Raw genomic sequence first — 21,152 nt, 5'->3', positions numbered from 1 at the left:
GCTGGGTCATTCGATACTCTGCTTGAGTAAGCAATGGCGTGTGATTGCTTCTTAGTAATTACCGCTTTGTTCATTTTCATCATGACATTCATCTGATGCTTAGCCTGAATACACCTCACTCAGGCTAAGCATGCTTTGATCTACGATTTGCCGCTGTTGCCGCCGTATGGATCAAAACCTTGCCTCTCGTTACAGTTTTCTGCCTCTATTGACCTCTTTTCATTGTTGATTTTTAATTCAAAGTATTGATTAATAAGTCTATTTTTGTTTTGGCATAACTATTGCTTTCTACTCCGTGTACAGAGAGATTTTTTGGAGTAATTTATGGATCGCGCACTGTTTCTCGCAATGAGTGGCGCCAAGCAAAATATGCAGGCACTACAATTGCGCGCTAATAACTTGGCTAACGTAAGCACGACCGGATTTCGGGCTGATTTAGCACAGGCTCGCTCAATGCAGGCTTATGGTGAAGGCCATCCTTCACGTGTATTCAGCATGACAGAGCGTCCAGGGCATAACTTTGCTCAAGGTAGCGTGATTACAACAGGGCGTGATCTGGATGTGACGATTGAAGGCAGCGGTTGGATATCGGTACTCGATCATACAGGGAAAGAAGGGTTGACCCGTAACGGCAACCTAAAAGTCGATCAAAATGGCATGCTTACCAACGCAAGTGGTCATTTGGTGCTGGGTGAAAACGACGCGCCGATTACTTTGCCTATCCCTCTCTCCAAAATTGAAATCGGTCGGGATGGCACCATCTCTGTACTTCCTCAAGGTGCCCCGGCAGAAGAATTCCAAGCGGTTGATCGCATTAAGCTCGTTAAGCCTAATGATCAAAGCTTGTTTAAAGACACCAATGGCTTATTTCGCCATAAAACTCCAAACCAACCTTACGAAGCAGACGCGACTGTTAGTCTCCAGACGGGAGCGATAGAAGGCAGTAACGTGAATGCCGTAGGTGAAATGACCGCATTGATTGACTTACAACGTCAGTTTGAAATGCAAGTCAAGATGATGAGCACAGCTGAAGAAATGGATAAATCTTCAGATTCACTGCTTCGTATGAGTTAACAGAGTTAGAGGTTCACTATGCATCCAGCACTATGGGTAAGTAAAACAGGTCTAGACGCCCAACAAACCAACATTGCCACGATTTCGAACAACTTGGCGAACGCTTCTACTGTCGGCTACAAAAAGAGCCGTGCAGTATTCGAAGATTTGTTCTATCAGAACATCAACCAGCCTGGCGGCCAGTCATCTCAGAACACGGAACTGCCAAGTGGCTTGATGTTAGGTGCGGGTTCTAAAGTGGTTGCGACGCAAAAAGTGCACACGCACGGCAATGCACAGACAACGACCAACGCACTGGACATGATGGTGGAAGGCGACGGTTTTTTCCAAGTGACATTGCCGGACGGCAACATCGGTTATACCCGTAACGGTCAGTTCACGCTAAATGGTGAAGGCACGTTAGTCACGTCGGGTTCTGGCTACCCTGTAGAGCCTGAAATTGTGATTCCAGAAGATGCGATTTCTATTACTGTCGGTACGGATGGTGAAGTGTCGGTTCGCGTCCGAGGTCAGCAAGACAACCAAGTCGTTGGTCAGCTAACCATTACAGACTTTGTTAACCCGGGTGGCCTAGAGCCAATTGGTCAGAACCTTTACTTACCAACGGGTGCCAGTGGCGATCCACAAGAGGGTGTTCCTGGTTTGGACGGTTTGGGGGAAATTCGTCAATCCATGCTGGAAGCGTCCAACGTGAATGTAACAGAAGAGTTGGTCAACATGATCGAAGCCCAGCGCGTTTACGAAATGAACTCAAAAGTGATCTCGTCAGTCGATAAGATGATGAGCTTCGTTAACCAGCAATTGTAACGATTAAGAGCAAGATTTGAGGAGCTCACGATGAAACGTATTTGCCTACTCGCTTTGATTGCTACGATGTCGGGCTGTGCCATGTTGGAACCGATTGAAACGGATGAAGTGACACAAGCAACCACTGTGGTCGACGCAGTAGAAGGCGATAAATCGAAAGAAGAGAGCAGCGGTATTGTAGATACTTTACGTGGTAGAAGTGATCCGGTTGCTGGCGACCCTGCGTGGGCTCCAATTCATCCGAAAAACAAGCCTGAGCATTACGCTGCTGCAACAGGTTCGTTGTTTAGCGCCGAGCACATTACCGATCTCTACGACGATTCTAAACCACGTGGTATTGGCGATATTATTACCGTAACACTGGATGAGACAACCAGTGCGACGAAAAGCGCAAATGCCGATTTATCGAAAACCAATGAAGCGCAAATGGACCCGCTTCAAGTGGGCGGAGAAGAGCTGCAAATTGGCGGAAAATATAATTTCTCTTATGACCTAAACAACTCCAACTCATTTGCAGGTGACTCTTCTGCAAAGCAGAGCAACAGCATCAGTGGTTACATCACTGTTGAGGTGATCGAAGTACTGGCAAACGGCAACCTCGTGATCCGCGGTGAGAAGTGGATGACGCTAAATACGGGTGATGAGTACATACGTTTAAGTGGCACTATTCGTCCGGATGATATTAATTTCGACAACACCATTGCATCAAATCGAGTTTCTAACGCAAGAATTCAGTACTCTGGCACTGGTTTGCAACAAGATATGCAAGAGCCAGGCTTCTTGGCACGATTCTTTAATGTAGCGCTATAACACGCCCTGCTGACGGCAATTTGACTGCAAGAGATAAGTAAGCATGAAAAAACTCCTTTTAGTACTGATGAGCGTTGCTCTGTTTTCTACCGTAGCCCAAGCCGCACGTATCAAAGACGTCGCGCAAGTGGCAGGTGTACGAAGCAACCAACTCGTGGGTTATGGTTTGGTTTCAGGCTTACCTGGTACGGGTGAAGCGAACCCGTTTACAGAGCAAAGTTTCGCCGCCATGCTGCAAAACTTCGGCATTCAGATGCCGCCGGGCACAAAGCCAAAAATTAAAAACGTTGCCGCAGTCATGGTTACGGCAGAATTGCCGCCTTTCTCTAAACCGGGTCAGCAAGTGGACGTGACAGTCTCTTCCATCGGAAGTGCTAAAAGTTTGCGTGGTGGTACGCTACTACAAACGTTCCTCAAAGGTCTCGACGGTCAAGTTTACGCGGTTGCTCAAGGTAACTTAGTGGTGAGCGGCTTCAGTGCTGAAGGCGCTGACGGTTCTAAAATCGTAGGTAACAATCCAACCGTTGGTCTTATCTCTAGTGGTGCGACAGTAGAGCGAGAAATTCCAAACCCATTTGGTCGTGGTGATTACATCACGTTCAACTTGCTTGAGTCAGACTTCACAACGGCTCAACGTATGGCGGATGCTGTAAACAACTTCCTTGGCCCACAAATGGCGAGCGCTGTTGACGCGACATCAGTGCGCGTGCGTGCTCCTCGTGACGTCAGCCAGCGTGTTGCGTTCTTATCGGCAATCGAAAACCTAGAGTTCGACCCAGCAGATGGTGCAGCCAAAATCATCGTTAACTCACGAACGGGCACCATCGTAGTTGGTAAGCATGTACGTCTTAAACCTGCAGCAGTAACGCATGGCGGCATGACGGTTGCGATCAAAGAAAACCTGAATGTTAGCCAACCTAACGGCTTTTCTGGTGGGCAAACCGTTGTCGTACCAGACTCGGATATCGAAGTCAGCGAAGAACAAGGCAAAATGTTTAAGTTCGAACCAGGCTTAACGTTGGATGATTTGGTCCGTGCCGTGAACCAAGTCGGAGCTGCGCCTTCGGACTTGATGGCAATTCTACAAGCATTGAAACAAGCTGGTGCCATTGAAGGCCAGTTGATCATCATTTAATGGTTAGGAGGTAGGTATAATGAACAATCCTAACGACATTGGTTTTATCCATGACATCAGTTCTCTGGATACTCTGCGTCAAAAAGCAGTGAAAGAGGGAAAAGATGGCGAGCAAGAAGCATTGCATGCGGCTGCTCGTCAGTTCGAATCGATCTTCACCTCGATGATGTTGAAATCCATGCGTGAAGCCAATGAGGGCTTTGAGTCCAACATGATGAACAGCCAAAACGAGAAGTTCTACCGACAAATGTTGGATGAACAGATGGCGAGTGAATTGAGTTCGTCTGGTTCAATGGGACTGGCCGATATGATTGTTAAGCAATTAACGGCTGGGCAAGGGAACGACAAAAAAGAAACGGCTATGCGTGATGCGGCAAACAATGCTGCGGAATATCGTCGTGTTGACCCGAAAAAAGCGCGCGAGATTGAACAGCGCTTGATTGAATCTGGTCAACTATCTCGACCAAGCAATGAACCCACTCGATTCGATTCACCAGAATCCTTTGTTAACTCGATGAAGCCATACGCGGAGAAAGCTGCGAAAGCCCTAGGAGTCGAGCCATCTCTGCTACTTGCGCAAGCCGCTTTGGAAACGGGGTGGGGACAAAAGGTCGTGAAGAACGCGCGTGGCAGCAGCAACAACTTATTTAATATCAAAGCAGATCGAAGCTGGCAGGGTGACAAAGTGACGACTCAAACTTTAGAGTTCCACGATAACACGCCAGTGAAAGAGACGGCAGAGTTTCGCTCCTACTCAAGTTACGAAGACAGCTTTAATGACTTTGTACGATTTTTGAATGACAACCCACGTTACGAGACAGCATTGCAGAAACGCGGGAATTCAGAGTTGTTTATTCGCGGTATCCACAGTGCGGGTTACGCGACCGATCCGAATTACGCAGATAAAGTCCTGCAGGTGAAGGATAAAATCGAAAGTATGTAATGTCTCTGCGACAATTTATGACGTTCTCGAAGGCTTGCCATAGTGCAAGCCTTCACTTTATCTGAACATCTACGCCTTTCTATCACTTGGCACATCTTTTGCTTTTAATGTGTCTAGGTGATCGGTTTTGCCGATTTATATTTCGTTTTCGGGGGCATGTATGGCGTCAGATCTTCTGAATGTAGGTACTCAAAGTGTGCTTACTGCTCAGAGACAATTAAACACCACTGGTCATAACATTTCTAATGTTAATACAGAGGGTTATAGCCGTCAGTCTGTTATCCAAGGCACGAATGATCCGCGCATGTTTGGTGGTTCTACCTACGGCATGGGTGTGCATGTGGAAAATGTTCGCCGCTCGTGGGATCAGTTTGCCGTGAATGAACTGAACCTGTCGTCGACCAACAATGCCAACAAAACGGATACCCAAGGCAATCTTGATATGCTCTCTAGTATGTTGAGCTCTGTGGCATCGAAGAAAATTCCTGAGAACCTGAATGAGTGGTTCGATGCGGTAAAAACCATGGCAGATACCCCGAACGATTTAGGGGCACGAAAAGTGGTATTGGAAAAGGCGAAAATCTTCTCTGATACATTAAATGATTTCCACGAAACCGTGCGACTGCAATCTGATGTCACCAATAAAAAATTGGATATGGGCATTGAGCGCGTTAACCAACTTGCGTTGGAAATTCGCGATATTCATCGAGTGATGATGCGTACTCCCGGTCCACATAATGACCTGATGGATCAGCATGAAAAGCTGGTTACTGAGCTGTCAGAGTACACCAAAGTTACCGTAACCCCACGCAAAAATGCGGAAGGGTTTAATGTTCATATCGGCAATGGACACACTCTTGTTTCTGGCACGGAAGCAAGCCAGCTCAAAATGATCGATGGCTATCCGGATGTTCATCAAAGACGATTAGCAATGGTGGAAGGGAATGGCATTAAAGCGATCAAGTCTGATGATATGGATGGCAAAATCGGCGCTTTACTTGAAATGCGCGACAAACACATCCCACAACTGCAAGATGAAATGGGCCGTTTAGCGACGGGCTTTTCCTACAAAATTAATCAGCTGCAATCTCAAGGTCTGGATCTCAACGGCAAGATAGGTAAAGACGTATTTACCGACGTGAACTCTGAGCTGGTGGCAAAATCTCGAGTTTTTGCTGCGCCTGACTCACAAGCTGATGTTGCGGTTTACATCGAGGACATTTCCGCGATCAAAGGTGGTGAATATTCGCTGCGTTTTGATGGCGACCAATACAGCGTGACAACACCGAAAGGTGAGCAAATGTCGTTGAACATCGACCGTTCGGATTCGTCGTTTGTTCTGGATGGTATGAAAGTGCAAATTGGTGAAGGCCTTGGCGCCGGTGAGCGCGTATTGCTCCGCCCAACGAGAAGTGGTGCAGCCATCATAAAGATGGAAACCAACGACGCAAAAGCTATTGCCGCACAAAGTTATGAAGCCTCAACCACTTTTGCCCAAGGTAACGCCAAGTTTAAAATTCGTGAGGCGGGGGATGTTAAAGAGTTTGAGGTTACCGTACAACCAGCCGACGAGAAGCATGATAAGCCGTGGTTAAAGATCACGGATAACAAGGGTAATTTACTATCGGACAAATACTCATACCCGTTAGATAAAGATAACCCGATGATTGAAATCTCAGTGCCGAAAAGCCATCCGCTGTATAAAAACGGCGATGCAACCGTGTTTGAGTTGAGCGAAGGCGCACTGATGAATGATAAATTCACCGCAAACTTGGTGCCTTCTGAAGGTGGTAACGGCAACTTGAGAAAAATGCAGAAGATCCAAACAGACAAGATGATGGATGGAAAATCCAGTACCTTGATCGATGTTTATCATAACCTCAATACTGAAGTTGGACTGAAATCTTCTACAGCAAACCGTTTAGCCTCCGTCGCTCGTTTAGAGCATGAAGCGGCGCAAGAGCGCGTTGCTTCTATTTCTGGCGTTAACCTCGATGAAGAAGCGGCCAACATGATGAAGTTTCAACAAGCGTACATGGCTTCATCACGTGTGATGCAAGCGGCGAATGATACCTTCAATACCATTTTACAACTGAGGTAAGGAGAAGAGATAAGTGCTAACCCGAATTTCTAGTTTCCATAACTATCAGTCCGTACAAAATGATCTGCGTCGTCAAGAGAATAAGGTTCACCACAACCAAGAGCAACTTGCTTCAGGGAAAAAGTTACTGAAACCTAGTGACGACCCCCTCGCTGCGCATTACATCCAAAACATTAGTCAGCAACAAGAACAGCTACAACAATATCTTAGCTCGATAGTGTTGGTGCGTAATCGTCTAGAAAACCACGAAGTTAATATCGCCAATGCGGAGAATTTTGCCGACGAGTCGAAGCGCTTAACGATGGAGATGATTAACGGTGCCTTTTCTGCTGAAGACCGACAAGCAAAGAAGCGTGAGCTAGAAGAGATTGCGAACAACTTCCTTAACTTGGTGAACTCGCAAGATGAATCTGGTAACTACGTGTTTGCTGGCACTAAGCCAAAAAGCCAACCATTTTATCGCGATAAAGATGGTAGCGTGCAATACGCTGGGGACGATTATCAGCGCAAAATGAAAGTTTCTAGCATGCTTGAGATGCCAATGAACGATCCTGGCAGCAAGCTGTTTATGGAGATACCAAACCCATTTGGCGACTATCAGCCGAATTACGATCTACAAAATGGCTCTGAGCTGTTGCTAAACAAAGCTACTAACGTTGACGCTAAGGATGATGCGGCGTATCGCGTGACATTTGTCGATATGAATAACGGCAAATTTGGTTACCAATTAGAGCGTAACGGCAAAGTAGTGGATGCCGATGAGTTTTCTCCAGAGAAAGGGATTGAATACAAAGGCCTGAAAGTGCATGTAAAAGGCCAAATTACGCCTGGTGACAGCATTGAGATCGAAAAGCGGGCAGAGTTCAGCATTTTCGATACCTTCAAGGATGCAATGGCATGGTCAGACAAATCGGTTTCGGATACGTCGGCGACCGCCAAATTGCACCAAATGACAGAAGAATTCCACGCTGCTTTTATCCATTTGAATAAAGCGCGTACAGATGCCGGTGCTCGATTGAGTACGCTGGATATCCAAGAGCAAAATCATGAAGACTTTAATTTGTCTCTGGCAAAAGCGAAGAGCAACTTTGAGGACTTGGATTACTCCAAAGCCGTGATCGAGTTCAGTGAAAACTCGCGAGCGTTACAGGCATCGCAACAAGCATTCGGTAAGACCAAAGATCTAACGTTGTTTAACTACATCTAGTATGACACTCATACACATTGTCTGATTTTGATGCCTTATGTGCAAAGCCTTAAGCGCGATAAGTCGACGTAACCTGAGAGTCTGAGATGTCATGCGGCACGATTTTACCCAAAGCGGCAATGATGCGGGAGGCAAGTCGGGCGGCAACAGGGCAGCGTTCAATACCCTTGGGCTAAGATGAGGCTGACAAACCGGAAATAGCTTAATGATAAAGCTAACTTATTGTTTATTTGATTCTTTTAAAAGTAGTTAAATAATTCACGCAAGTTGGCACACAAATTGTATTGAAAATATCAGAACAGATTTAGAGATTCTAAACCCTGCGTTTAAGGCAGATTTAGCAAGTAACTTTTACGGTCAGTGCTTATCCAAATGAGAGTAAAGCTGGCCGCTTCGCAAAAGCTTGCGAACTCAACAGGAGAGCAAAATGGCTGTAACAGTTAGTACTAACGTCTCCGCGATGACCGCGCAGCGTTACCTAAACAAAGCGACTGATGAATTAAACACGTCGATGGAGCGCTTATCTTCAGGACATAAGATTAACAGTGCAAAAGATGATGCGGCAGGTCTACAGATCTCTAACCGCTTAACTGCACAGTCTCGTGGCCTAGATGTCGCAATGCGTAACGCGAACGATGGTATCTCGATTGCACAAACCGCTGAAGGTGCGATGAATGAGGCAACCTCTGTCATGCAACGAATGCGTGACCTTGCGATTCAATCATCGAACGGTACTAACTCTCCAGCTGAGCGTCAGGCGATCAACGAAGAGTCAATGGCATTGATTGACGAGCTAAACCGTATTGCAGAAACCACTTCATTTGGTGGTCGTCGTCTATTGAACGGCTCATTCGGTGAAGCGGCATTCCAGATTGGTGCGAGCTCAGGTGAAGCCATGATCATGGGACTCACCAGCATTCGTGCGGACGATACTCGCATGGGCGGTGTGACCTTCTTATCTGAGAACGGTAAAGATAAAAACTGGAGCGTTGACCCAGCTAAATCTGACTTGAAGATCACGCTACCAGGTATGGGTGAAGACGAAGACGGCAATGTTGATGATCTAGAAATCAACATTAATGCCAAAGTGGGCGACGACATCGAAGAGCTTGCCACTTACATTAATGGTCAGTCTGATATGATTAATGCGTCTGTAAGTGAAGATGGCAAGTTGCAAGTTTTTGTCGCGCATCCAAACGTTCAGGGTGAGATTTCTATTTCTGGTGGATTAGCATCTGAGCTTGGCCTGAATGATGAACCTATCAGAACGTCAGTACAAGATATTGATATGACCACGGTACAAGGTTCTCAAAACGCGATTTCTGTGCTGGATTCGGCACTGAAATACGTAGACTCGCAACGTGCAGACTTAGGTGCGAAGCAAAACCGTCTGAGTCACAGCATCAACAACTTGGCAAACATCCAAGAAAACGTTGACGCATCGAACAGCCGAATTAAAGATACAGATTTTGCGAAAGAAACCACGCAAATGACCAAAGCACAAATTTTGCAACAAGCAGGTACATCGATTCTTGCTCAAGCGAAACAGTTGCCAAACTCTGCAATGTCACTATTGCAGTAGTTTACTTAGCCTGTACTCAATACATTCAGACGTGGATGGGAATGCAGGCTTTTGGCAAGCAGCTTTACAATAGAATGAGCGGCTCTCTCATCTCTCACCTGCCAATCATTTTCAATGTAAAGTTGCACTCGGTATGCCGGAAATGTGTTCATTTCTCTTGATCTCCACATAGGCTCTGGCGACCAACCTAGCCCCAGTTCTCTCAAAGGAAAAGGGGCTTTTTCTTTTCTAATCTTCACGTCTATCGTCTGCGAACTTACCTTTAATTGTTTCCTTTTGCTGGTTTTCTATACAATTTAGCCCTCTCGGCTCGATTTGTGGAAACTTGAGCACTTTTTCTTACTTTTCTTCAATTTTATTAGCTAAATCTCGCAATGTTATTTTTTTAAACTTTTTTCTAAAGCTTCTGAATTTGGTGTCGTTAATAGAGGTAACTTTGAGAGAACTACTTGGTTTTCCGAGACGTCGGAAACCGCTACACCGGAAAATCAATTGGAGAAATCACCATGGCAGTGAATGTAAACACTAACGTATCAGCGATGACCGCTCAGCGTTACCTAAACAACGCAAACTCAGCTCAACAAACTTCTATGGAGCGTTTGTCTTCGGGTTTCAAAATCAACAGCGCAAAAGATGACGCTGCGGGTCTACAAATCTCGAACCGTTTGAACGTACAAAGCCGTGGTTTGGATGTAGCGGTTCGCAACGCGAACGACGGTATCTCGATTGCACAAACTGCTGAAGGTGCAATGAACGAGACCACTAACATTCTTCAACGTATGCGTGATTTGTCTCTACAATCAGCAAACGGCTCAAACTCGAAATCAGAGCGTGTGGCGATTCAAGAAGAAGTGACCGCGCTCAACGACGAACTAAACCGTATCGCAGAAACCACTTCTTTCGGTGGTAACAAGCTACTAAACGGCACACACGGTGCGAAATCGTTCCAAATCGGTGCGGATAACGGTGAAGCAGTGATGCTTGAGCTAAAAGACATGCGTTCAGACAACAAAATGATGGGCGGTGTGAGCTACCAAGCTGAAAGTGGTAAAGGTAAAGACTGGAACGTTGCCCAAGGTAAGAACGACCTAAAAATCAACCTAACGGACAGCTACGGCCAAGAGCAAGAAATCAACATCAGCGCAAAAGCGGGTGACGATATCGAAGAGCTTGCGACTTACATTAACGGCCAAACTGACCTAGTGAAAGCCTCAGTAGACCAAGACGGTAAACTGCAAATCTTCGCTGGCAACAACAAAGTTGAGGGCGAGGTCGAGTTTTCAGGCGGTCTATCTGGTGAACTAGGCTTAGGCGAAGGCAAAAAAGTAACAGTAGATACTATCGACGTAACCTCAGTTGGTGGCGCACAAGAATCTGTTGCTATCATCGATGCGGCACTGAAATACGTAGACAGCCACCGCGCAGAGCTAGGTGCATTCCAGAACCGTTTCAACCACGCAATCAGCAACTTGGACAACATTAACGAGAACGTGAATGCGTCGAAGAGCCGTATCAAAGATACTGACTTCGCGAAAGAAACAACGGCAATGACCAAATCACAAATTCTATCGCAAGCGTCAAGCTCAATCCTTGCGCAAGCGAAACAAGCGCCTAACTCAGCGCTAAGTCTGCTAGGTTAATCACTTTAACAAAGCAAGAAACCAAAGCCAGGCTCATCCCTGGCTTTTTGCTTATTGGCTATAACGATTCAGATGTGTCCTGACAGTATGTTCGATAAGGCATTCATATCGATTAGATGATCTCTTTAAATTCCAATGTTTCTGCGATGGTGGCGCAGAGACACCTGAGTCAAGCAGCTGCGCAAAATGTTGAGTCACAACGCAACCTAACTTCGGGGTTTCGAATCAACTCGGCGAGCGATGATGCGGCAGGTTTACAGATATCGAATACTCTCCATGTACAAACGAGAGGGCTTGATGTCGCCTTAAGAAATGCGCACGACGCTTTTTCTGTTGCTCAAACAGCGGAGGGAGCATTGCACGAAAGCAGTGAAATATTGCAACGCTTACGCTCTCTGGGGCTTCAAGCAGCAAACGGCAGTTATGACTCAAGTGATCGGCAAAGTATTCAATATGAGGTCGTAGCGCTGCAAGATGAGCTTGATCGTGTCGCGATCACGACAACATTTGCGGATAAAAACCTGTTTGATGGATCTTACGGTTCACAAAGTTTCCATATTGGCGCGAACGCTAATTCAATCTCTTTGACGTTACGTAACATGCGTAGCCATATCCCAGAGATGGGAGGGCAGCATTATGTTGGTGATGCGGTCGATAAAGATTGGCGAGTCACTAAAGATAACCAAACCCTAAAAGTCGAATACCAAGACAGTAAAGGGCAAACCCAAACGGTATCCATTGGACTCAAATTGGGTGACCGTATAGAACAGGTCGCCACTTACATCAATGCTCAACAATCGATAGTGAATGCTTCAGTAACGGAAAACAACGAACTGCAATTCTTCGCTTCTACGATGAAGGCGCCAGAGGGTGTGGTTCTCGAAGGGAGTTTAGCGGATGAGCTTGATGTGAGCGCTGGTCAATTAGTCACAATGGATGACATCGATATGTCGACGGCAGGTAAGGCGCAGCTTTCAATTGGGGTGATTGATGCAGCAATTAAGTATGTTGATTCGCACCGGAGTGAAATTGGCAGCTTTCAGAACCGTGTAAACGGCTCGATGGATAACTTAAATACTGTGAATCGGAGTGTTACAGAATCCAAGAGTCGAATAAGAGATACAGACTTCGCAAGAGAATCTACGGAAATGGTGCGTTCTCAAGTGCTCCAAGATGCGACAACTGCATTACTCGCTCAAGCGAAGCAAAGGCAGAGTTCGGCACTTGGATTACTTAGCTGAGCGGATTTCATTGATGTAAGTCGATCAGAAACAAAATTTCAGGTAATAAAAAACGCTGCCAATGGCAGCGTTTTTTCGTGTTCGATTAAGTAAAAATTACTTAGTTACACGTAGAACTGGAGTTTCACCAACAGTTACAGAACCAGAAAGCTTGTTTAGCTCTTTGATTTCGTCCATGTTAGAGATAACAACTGGAGTTAGCGTTGACTTCGCTTTCTCTTCTAGAAGAGCTAGATCGAATTCAATTACAGTGTCGCCAGCTTTAACAGTTTGACCTTCTTCAGCGATACGCGTGAAGCCTTCGCCTTTTAGTTCAACTGTGTCGATACCGAAGTGAACGAAAAGCTCAACACCGTCGTCAGACTCGATAGAGAACGCGTGATTAGTTTCGAAGATCTTACCGATAGTACCGTTTACAGGAGCTACCATTTTGTTGCCTGCTGGCTTGATAGCAATACCGTCACCAACGATTTTCTCAGCGAAAACAACATCTGGCACGTCTTCGATGTTTACAATCTCACCAGAAAGTGGCGCGATGATTTCGATAGCACCAGCGTCAGCGCTGTCATCAGATACAAGCTTCTTAAGTTTGTCAAACAGACCCATTGTGTCATGCTCCTAAGGTTTGGTTTTATTCTGTCGAATTATAGTATACCAATATAGCTCATTAGACGACTTTTTTCGCCGTCTAATGGCCATTAAGTATTGAATTACTTGGTACTACCGATTACTGAGCTTTCTCAGCAATAAACTTTTCTACCACGGCTTCGATTTCTTCTGCTGTCGGTAGAGAAAGGGCTTCTTCAGCCATTGCTTTCACTTCTGCGAAGTTAGAGTTACGAACAACTTTCTTCACTTTAGGGATTGAAATGCCGCTCATTGAGAACTCGTCCAGACCCATACCTAGAAGTAGAAGTGTTGCACGCTCGTCACCTGCAAGTTCACCACACATACCAGTCCATTTACCTTCTGCGTGAGAAGCGTCGATAACTTGCTTGATCACTGTAAGTACAGCTGGTGATAGTGGGTTGTATAGGTGAGAAATCATCTCGTTACCACGGTCAACCGCTAGCGTGTACTGAGTTAGGTCGTTTGTACCGATAGAGAAGAAAGACACTTCCTTCGCTAAGTGGTGTGCGATCGCAGCAGCAGCAGGAGTTTCAACCATAACACCGATTTCGATGTTTTCGTCGAACGCGTGGCCTTCAGCGCGTAGCTCTTCTTTGTACTCTTCGATCGCTTTCTTAAGCTCACGGATTTCTTCGACAGAGATGATCATTGGGAACATGATACGCAGTTTGCCGTGTGCAGAAGCACGTAGGATGCCACGTAGCTGATCACGAAGGATTTCACGACGATCTAGACTGATACGTACAGCACGCCAACCTAGGAATGGGTTCATCTCTTTTGGAAGATCCATGTATGGGAGATCTTTATCGCCGCCGATATCCATAGTACGGATGATCACAGCTTGACCGTTCATTGCTTCCGCAACTTCTTTGTACGCTTGGTACTGTTCTTCTTCAGTTGGTAGCGCAGTACGGTCCATAAATAGGAATTCAGTACGGTACAGACCAACACCTTCACCGCCGTTACGAAGGATACCGTCACAGTCTTTCACTGTACCGATGTTACCGCAAACTTCTACACGGTGACCGTCAGTCGTTTCTGCGTGTAGGTCTTTCAGTTTCGCTAGCTCTTCTTTTTCAGCTAGGAATGCTGCTTTAACCGCTTTCGCTTCTTCTAGCTCAGCTTCTGATGGGTTAACAACAATCTTGTTGTTCATTGCGTCAAGAATCAGCATGTCGCCATTCTTAACTTTCTTCGTGATGTCGTTAGTACCAACGATAGCTGGAAGCTCAAGTGAGCGAGCCATGATTGAAGTGTGAGATGTACGACCGCCGATATCACAAGCAAAACCAAGCACGTAGTCTAGGTTGATTTGTGCAGTTTCAGATGGCGTTAGGTCGTAAGCAACAAGAATTACTTCTTCGTTGATATCGCTAAGCGAAACAATGTTGATGCCTAGTGCGTTCTTAACAAAACGAGAACCGATATCGCGGATGTCAGTTGCACGCTCTTTTAAGTATTCGTCGTCTAGAGACTCAAGAGCACATGCTTGCTCTTCGATCACTGAGTGGATAGCGTGATCAGCAGTCATCTTGTCGTTTTTGATAAGTGCTAGGATTTCCTCTTCTAGCTCTTCGTCTTCAAGAAGCATGATGTGACCTTCAAAGATCGCTTCTTTTTCTTCGCCAAACGTTTCAAGCGCTTTTTGCTTGATAGTTTCTAGCTGAGCTGCAGATTTGTTACGAGCGTCAAAGAAACGCTGAACTTCAGCTTCTACTTGATCGTCAGAAATAGTGTTTGTGTTTAGGACAATTTCATCTTCTTGAAGTAGTAGTGCTTTACCGATTGCAATACCAGGAGATGCTAGGATGCCTGAAATCATAGCCTTACCTTAAGTTTGGTCAACTTTATAAAACGGGAGAATAATGGGTGCGCTAACGAATAGTTTTAGCTTAGTTTTGAGCCTATTTCCAACGAAGCCATTTTGCTTTCACAAAATGGCTTCTGGAGTAGGAGACCGGATTAGTGTAGTTGGTCCATTAGAGCAACTAGGTGGTCAACTGCTTGCTGAGCTTGTGGGCCTTCAGCAGAAATAGTAACTTGAGTACCTTTTACTAGGCCTAGTGTTTGTAGTTTGAACAGGCTCTTAGCGCTAGCGCTTTTACCGTTAGAAGTCACAGTGATGTCTGCGTCGAATGCTTTTGCTTCTTTAACAAACTGTGCAGCTGGACGAGTGTGAAGGCCGTTTTCTGCTGTGATTTCTACTTGCTTCTCGTACATGTGATATACCCCAATAAATGTATTTTTTTGTTAGTTTGTGACCAGATTTTAGCTTAACTGCTTTACATCTTGTGCGCTAGCACGGGAAGAGTTCAAAGCGCGTCAGTTCTGATACTAGTCAAAAGTTTGGTAACTACGCAACTGTTTGCGTGCGTAATCACTTTGAAACCTTTTTGTGTTCTGCTTCTTTATTTTGAAGCTAGAAATAAAACACCCTGATATTACCAAAGGTAGGGCAGGGATCAACAAAAAAGCCCCTAAACGGGGCTTTTTTAAACTAAAAATTGATTTGAACACATATTATTGTTGGTTCTCTTTTTCGGTAAAGATACCTGCAAAGAGTGCTGTACTTAGGTAACGCTCACCGGAACTTGGCAAGACAGTTACAATTGTTTTTCCTTCAAATTCAGGTAGTTCTGCAAGTCGGTTCGCTGCAACAACCGCTGCGCCAGATGAGATACCAGCTAGGATACCTTCCTCTTCCATTAGGCGACGAGCCATCTCAATCGCTTCTTCTGAGGTAACTTGCTCAACACGGTCAATAATGTCTAAATCGAGGTTACCAGGGATGAAACCAGCACCGATACCTTGAATTTTGTGTGGGGCAGGTTGGATTTCTTCGCCAGCAAGTGCTTGTGCAATAACCGGAGACTCTGCTGGCTCAACTGCAACAGAAGTGATGGCTTTGCCTTTTTCACCTTTGATGTAACGGCTTGTACCTGTGATAGTACCGCCCGTACCAACACCAGCAACGAATACGTCGATTTCACCGTCTGTCGCTTCCCAAATCTCAGGGCCCGTAGTCTTTTCGTGGATTTCTGGGTTCGCTGGGTTGTCAAATTGTTGAAGAAGTAGGTACTTCTCAGGGTTGCTTGCTACGATTTCTTCTGCTTTAGCAATCGCCCCTTTCATGCCTTTCGCCGCTTCAGTCAGCTCAAGGTTCGCGCCTAGTGCTTTTAGTAGCTTACGGCGTTCTAGGCTCATTGATTCAGGCATGGTCAATGTTAGCTTGTAACCGCGAGCAGCCGCTACGAATGCTAGAGCAACACCTGTGTTACCACTGGTAGGTTCTACAAGCTCTACACCTGGCTTAAGAAGGCCCGCTTTCTCTGCTTCCCAAATCATGTTTGCACCGATACGGCACTTAACACTGAAGCTAGGGTTACGCGCTTCAATTTTCGCGAGAACTTTGCCTTTACTTACTTTGTTTAGACGAACGAGAGGTGTATTACCAATAGTAAGAGAGTTATCTTCGTAGATTTTGCTCATAGTGATGTTCCTTCATTACACGTTGTGTGAATATGGATAGAAGAATATGCGGTATGAAAAAAAGGGAAAAGGATTAAAAAGTTATATCTTATTAGGTTGGCCCAGAACTTGATAAAAGAAAAGGGAAAAGCTGGCGCTGATCCCTTTCCTTAATCTCTAATCGACTATCGTTGGTGCTTAAACTCCGCGACCCACATAGCGGTTGCACCACATATTGCTACAGGCATGACAATGAGGTTCAAAATTGGGATCGTCGTAAATACAGACACCAATACCCCAAAGCCATAGGCCTTACCTTGCTTTTGTTTCAATTTGTAACGCATGTCGTTAAATGGGATTTTGTGGTTATCAAACGGGTAGTCACAATATTGAATCGCGAGCATCCAGGCGGTAAAGATAAACCATAAAAATGGGCCTACTGTTTGTCCAAGGGCAGGGATGAGCAATAACAGGAATAGGCCTATTGCTTTAGGTAAAATGTAAAGGAGCTTTCTCCACTCACGAGCTAAAACGCGAGGAACATCTTTCAGGACGGCAGTGAAACCATCATCATTTACTTTTTGTCCCGTTAAGTACTCTTCCACTTTTTCAGCCAAGAGGCCATTGAATGGCGCGGCGATAAAGTTCGCGAGCGTGCTGAAAAAATAGGAGAAGGTAGCGAGTATCGTTAGAGCGAGTAAAGGCCAAAGAATGTAAGTTAACCAGGATAAAAACTCAGGCAGCTGCCCAATCCAGCCTTCTATCCATATATTAAGGTTTGAAAATAGATAGAAGATGGCACCACCTACAAGCAAGATATTTGCAAGTAGAGGTAAGATGACAAAGCGCCTGATTTTAGGGGCTAGTGCCAATTGTATCCCGTATAGAAAATAACCGAACCCGGTTCTCTGCTGATTGTTTTTCTTCATGTCTATTTTGGCTTCGTGTAAATGAAAACTCATTGTACCTGTGAGGACTTTTCTTTCAAAGCCCTGACAAATGACGTCTTGTTAAGTGGAATCGTGGCAAGAATCACAACAAAAAACGGAACTTCTTGCATTAAGTTGTTCTAAATCTACATATAGTTTTGGTAAAGTAAACGTATCATTCAGATTTATTGCACTTGGGTTGCTGCTCAAGGAACTGCGAGTAGTAAAAACAAGTATATTGAGAGTAAATAATGCAGGAATTGCGATTCGTACTCATTGTTGTTGGCGCATTAGCCATCGCGGCATTACTGTTTCATGGTTTATGGAGCAGTAAAAAAGAAGGCAAAGCAAAGTTTGGTAACAAGCCACTTGGTAAGCTGGATGTTGACCAAGAAGACAAAAATGATCTTGTTGAGAAAGAACGGGACTTCGCTCCCGCTCCTGAAGATGACTTTGAGATCATTCGCAAAGATCGCAAAGAACCAGATTTTGGGATGGCGAGTTCTTTCGACAACAAGTTTGAATCTGACCCGTTATTCGGTGGTCCATCTGAAGTCAAACAGACGCAGCAGGAGCCGGATGACATCCCTTCATTTGTTGCAGAAAAAGATAAAGAAGAGGACGTTGAGCCTGTTGTTCAAGCAACAGTAGCTGAAGAGCCATTCCAGCCTGCTGTGGAAGAAGAAGTTATTCCCGCCGCGTTTGATATTACGGAGAAAGAACAGCAAGTCGAAACGGTTAGTGAGCCTGTCGTTGCAGAGCCTAAGGAAGAGCCAAAGCCAGAACCTGAAATGCAAGTGATTGTATTGAATGTGCACTGTGCTGGTGAAGAGCCATTTGTTGGTACTGCTTTATTTGAAAGTATGCAACAAAACGGTCTAATTTATGGCGAGATGGATATTTTCCATCGTCATGTCGACTTGTCCGGTAACGGCAAAGTGCTGTTTAGCGTCGCTAATATGATGCACCCTGGTACGTTTGAACATGCTGATCCTGCTGAGTTTACAACGAAGGGTATTTCATTCTTCATGACATTGCCTTGTTATGGCGAGGCTGAACAGAACTTCAACTTAATGCTCCGAACTGCGCAGCAAATTGCTGATGACTTAGGTGGTAACGTACTTGATGACCAGCGCAACTTAATGACGCCAGATCGTTTAGCATCTTATCGACGTCAAATAGTTGAGTTTAATGCCGCTAACGCATAATCTTAACAGCAAATAATAATAGGGCTCCGGATGGAGCCCTTTTTCTTGGATTTCCCAACCTCACCGATTGAAAATACACGGGGCTTTACTATGTCTGAATCAGTACTTCAGCGACTAGAAGAACTAAAAGAGTCGTTGCATTACCACGCTGTGCGTTACTACGTGGAAGATAACCCAGAGATCCCTGATGCCGAGTACGACCGTTTAATGCGAGAGTTACTGGATATTGAAGCTGAGAACCCTGACTTAATAACCGTAGACTCGCCAAGCCAACGTGTCGGTGGGCAACCTCTCTCTGCGTTTAGCCAAGTGACACATGAAGTACCGATGCTTTCGCTTGATAACGCGTTTGATGATAGTGAACTCGATAGTTTCCACAAGCGCGCACAAGAGCGCGTGGGCAGCCAGAGTGTGAAAGAATACTGTTGTGAGCCTAAATTGGATGGACTCGCCGTAAGTTTGTTATATGAGAATGGCGTTTTAGTTCAGGCGGCCACTCGAGGCGATGGTACTACGGGTGAAAACATCACAGAGAATGTGCGTACGATTAAAGCTATTCCTTTAAAACTCAGAGGTAATGACTGGCCAAATCGTCTTGAAGTTCGTGGTGAAGTCTTTATGCCGAAAGCTGGGTTTGAAAAGCTCAATGAATTAGCAAGGAAGAAAGGCGAGAAAATCTTTGTTAATCCACGTAACGCTGCGGCAGGTAGCTTACGACAATTGGATTCACGTATTACGGCTTCTCGTCCGCTTAGCTTCTATGCATACAGTGTAGGCGTGGTGCAAGGTGCAGAATTGGCAGCAAGTCATTACGAACGCTTTTTGCAAATCAAATCTTGGGGACTGCCAATGTGTCCGGAAACTAAGCGAGTTGAAAGCTTGGCGGATGTAAAAGCTTACTACCAAGATATATTGCAGCGTCGTGATGCCCTCCCTTATGAGATCGATGGTGTCGTTATTAAAATTGACGATATTGCCGTGCAAGAGCGTCTGGGTTTTGTTGCTCGCGCTCCACGTTGGGCGATTGCCTACAAATTTCCAGCTCAGGAAGAAATGACGACACTGAATGAAGTGGAGTTCCAAGTCGGTCGCACTGGTGCGATTACACCTGTTGCTAAACTAGAGCCTGTATTTGTTGGTGGGGTAACGGTAAGTAATGCGACGCTTCATAACGCAGATGAGATAGAACGTCTGCAAGTCAAGATTGGTGATCACGTTGTGATCCGCCGTGCTGGCGATGTTATTCCGCAAGTCGTTTCTGTCATCAAAGAGCGTCGACCAGAAACAGCTCGAGATATTGTTTTCCCAACTCAGTGTCCTGTTTGTGGTTCGCATGTTGAGCGGATCGAAGGAGAAGCGGTAACACGTTGTATGGGGGGCTTAGTTTGCCAAGCCCAACGCAAACAAGCGCTAAAACACTTTGTTTCTCGTAAAGCGTTAGACGTTGACGGTTTAGGCGATAAAGTGATCGAGCAGCTTGTTGATCGTGAGATGGTGAAAACTCCTGCTGACTTATTTAAGTTATCAGCGGGGATTTTAACCGTACTAGATCGCATGGGGCCAAAGTCTGCGCAGAATATTGTGAATGCGTTAGAAAAATCCAAAGAAACAACTTTACCTCGGTTTTTGTATTCACTGGGGATCCGTGAAGTTGGCGAGGCAACCGCAGCAAACTTAGCAATGCACTTTAAAACGTTGGGAGCGATCCAAAATGCTACCGAAGAGCAGTTGATTGAAGTGCAAGACATCGGTGCTGTGGTTGCTCAACATATTACGACTTTCTTTAGTGAAGAACAGAACCAAGCGGTGGTTAAAGATTTGCTTGAACAAGGAATTCATTGGCCAGAGATTAATACTACTGAGCAGGTGGGGGAATTACCATTAGAAGGTAAAACAGTAGTATTAACGGGAACACTTTCTCAACTGGGGCGTACAGAAGCCAAAGAAGCCCTCCAAGCACTGGGGGCTAAAGTGACGGGTAGTGTTTCTAAGAAAACCGATATTTTGTTTGCTGGTGAAAATGCAGGTTCGAAGCTCGCAAAGGCACAAGAACTGGGTATCGAAATTAAAACAGAACAAGACTTACTCGAATTGATGAATTAAGTCTTCTCAAAAAAGCTAAAAAATAACTAAAAGCCCCGTATGGTAAGCATGCGGGGCTTTTTCTTGTTCATAATTAAGTGTTTTTTTATTGAGTAATTGATGCCTTTGTTCTTTTCAGTGATCAAGATCGAACCTTGGGGTATTGGTTTTTTTGGCTTTTTTAGTCTGCGAGTGACTTCAAGTTGATACTTTCAGGCTAAATTTAAATGTTTGATTTTAAATGATATTTTGTTGAGTTGTGTTGGTGTTGTTAAAAATAAGATCTGGATCAATA

General features: G+C 45.2%; 17 protein-coding genes. 12 read left to right on the top strand and 5 right to left on the bottom strand.

The window, feature by feature from the left end; genetic code table 11:
* Positions 1 to 324: 324 nt before the first annotated feature.
* The 10 genes from flgF (at position 325) to R7Q11_RS16045 (ending at position 12,540) form a co-directional block, all read left to right on the top strand.
* On the top strand, positions 325 to 1,074 hold the full coding sequence (gene flgF / locus R7Q11_RS16090; RefSeq protein ID WP_005382031.1) for a flagellar basal-body rod protein FlgF: 750 nt from the start codon (positions 325 to 327) through the stop codon (positions 1,072 to 1,074).
* Positions 1,075 to 1,092: 18 nt separating this feature from the next.
* Positions 1,093 to 1,881: a flagellar basal-body rod protein FlgG gene (flgG, locus tag R7Q11_RS16085; protein WP_005382032.1), complete on the top strand. Its 789-nt coding sequence runs from the start codon at positions 1,093 to 1,095 to the stop codon at positions 1,879 to 1,881.
* A gap of 30 nt (positions 1,882 to 1,911) precedes the next feature.
* Positions 1,912 to 2,691, top strand: coding sequence for a flagellar basal body L-ring protein FlgH (flgH, locus tag R7Q11_RS16080; RefSeq protein ID WP_005382033.1), 780 nt, complete (start codon positions 1,912 to 1,914; stop codon positions 2,689 to 2,691).
* Positions 2,692 to 2,734: 43 nt separating this feature from the next.
* On the top strand, positions 2,735 to 3,826 hold the full coding sequence (locus tag R7Q11_RS16075) for a flagellar basal body P-ring protein FlgI (RefSeq protein WP_005393118.1): 1,092 nt from the start codon (positions 2,735 to 2,737) through the stop codon (positions 3,824 to 3,826).
* A 16-nt stretch (positions 3,827 to 3,842) separates the two neighbouring features.
* Positions 3,843 to 4,769, top strand: a complete 927-nt coding sequence (flgJ, locus tag R7Q11_RS16070; protein ID WP_225466579.1) for a flagellar assembly peptidoglycan hydrolase FlgJ — start codon at positions 3,843 to 3,845, stop codon at positions 4,767 to 4,769.
* 160 nt (positions 4,770 to 4,929) lie between these two features.
* Positions 4,930 to 6,870 (top strand): flagellar hook-associated protein FlgK, encoded by a 1,941-nt coding sequence (flgK, locus tag R7Q11_RS16065; protein ID WP_225466573.1) that lies wholly within the window; start codon positions 4,930 to 4,932, stop codon positions 6,868 to 6,870.
* Between the two features lie 13 nt (positions 6,871 to 6,883).
* Entirely contained in the window at positions 6,884 to 8,077 is a 1,194-nt protein-coding gene (gene flgL / locus R7Q11_RS16060) for a flagellar hook-associated protein FlgL (protein ID WP_005382037.1), read from the top strand.
* A 427-nt stretch (positions 8,078 to 8,504) separates the two neighbouring features.
* Entirely contained in the window at positions 8,505 to 9,659 is a 1,155-nt protein-coding gene (locus R7Q11_RS16055) for a flagellin (RefSeq protein WP_042522766.1), read from the top strand.
* Between the two features lie 506 nt (positions 9,660 to 10,165).
* The gene (locus tag R7Q11_RS16050; protein WP_130546530.1) at positions 10,166 to 11,299 is read left to right on the top strand and encodes a flagellin; all 1,134 of its coding nucleotides are present in this window, start codon (positions 10,166 to 10,168) and stop codon (positions 11,297 to 11,299) included.
* 116 nt (positions 11,300 to 11,415) lie between these two features.
* Entirely contained in the window at positions 11,416 to 12,540 is a 1,125-nt protein-coding gene (locus tag R7Q11_RS16045) for a flagellin (protein ID WP_225466572.1), read from the top strand.
* 96 nt (positions 12,541 to 12,636) lie between these two features.
* On the opposite strand, the gene crr is transcribed toward R7Q11_RS16045, so the two are convergent.
* From crr to cysZ, 5 genes are all read right to left on the bottom strand, one after another.
* Positions 12,637 to 13,146, bottom strand: coding sequence for a PTS glucose transporter subunit IIA (gene crr / locus R7Q11_RS16040; RefSeq protein WP_005382041.1), 510 nt, complete (start codon positions 13,144 to 13,146; stop codon positions 12,637 to 12,639).
* 121 nt (positions 13,147 to 13,267) lie between these two features.
* Positions 13,268 to 14,992, bottom strand: coding sequence for a phosphoenolpyruvate-protein phosphotransferase PtsI (ptsI, locus tag R7Q11_RS16035; protein WP_005389298.1), 1,725 nt, complete (start codon positions 14,990 to 14,992; stop codon positions 13,268 to 13,270).
* 140 nt (positions 14,993 to 15,132) lie between these two features.
* The gene (locus tag R7Q11_RS16030) at positions 15,133 to 15,390 is read right to left on the bottom strand and encodes an HPr family phosphocarrier protein (protein WP_005382043.1); all 258 of its coding nucleotides are present in this window, start codon (positions 15,388 to 15,390) and stop codon (positions 15,133 to 15,135) included.
* A 300-nt stretch (positions 15,391 to 15,690) separates the two neighbouring features.
* Positions 15,691 to 16,659 carry a cysteine synthase A gene (gene cysK / locus R7Q11_RS16025; RefSeq protein WP_005382045.1) on the bottom strand — a complete coding sequence of 323 codons (969 nt, stop codon included), beginning with the start codon at positions 16,657 to 16,659 and terminating at the stop codon, positions 15,691 to 15,693.
* A gap of 164 nt (positions 16,660 to 16,823) precedes the next feature.
* The gene (cysZ, locus tag R7Q11_RS16020; protein ID WP_025767003.1) at positions 16,824 to 17,567 is read right to left on the bottom strand and encodes a sulfate transporter CysZ; all 744 of its coding nucleotides are present in this window, start codon (positions 17,565 to 17,567) and stop codon (positions 16,824 to 16,826) included.
* A gap of 251 nt (positions 17,568 to 17,818) precedes the next feature.
* On the opposite strand from cysZ, the gene zipA reads away from it, so the two are divergent.
* Together zipA and ligA are read left to right on the top strand one after the other, a co-directional pair.
* Positions 17,819 to 18,775: a cell division protein ZipA gene (gene zipA, locus R7Q11_RS16015; RefSeq protein WP_017819969.1), complete on the top strand. Its 957-nt coding sequence runs from the start codon at positions 17,819 to 17,821 to the stop codon at positions 18,773 to 18,775.
* A gap of 90 nt (positions 18,776 to 18,865) precedes the next feature.
* Positions 18,866 to 20,878 (top strand): NAD-dependent DNA ligase LigA, encoded by a 2,013-nt coding sequence (ligA, locus tag R7Q11_RS16010; RefSeq protein WP_017819968.1) that lies wholly within the window; start codon positions 18,866 to 18,868, stop codon positions 20,876 to 20,878.
* The last annotated feature ends 274 nt before the right edge of the window (positions 20,879 to 21,152 follow it).

The organism is Vibrio sp. 970 (genome assembly GCF_033339075.1).
Note: the sequence above shows the minus strand (reverse complement) of the source record. Positions and strands in the feature narration are given on the sequence as shown.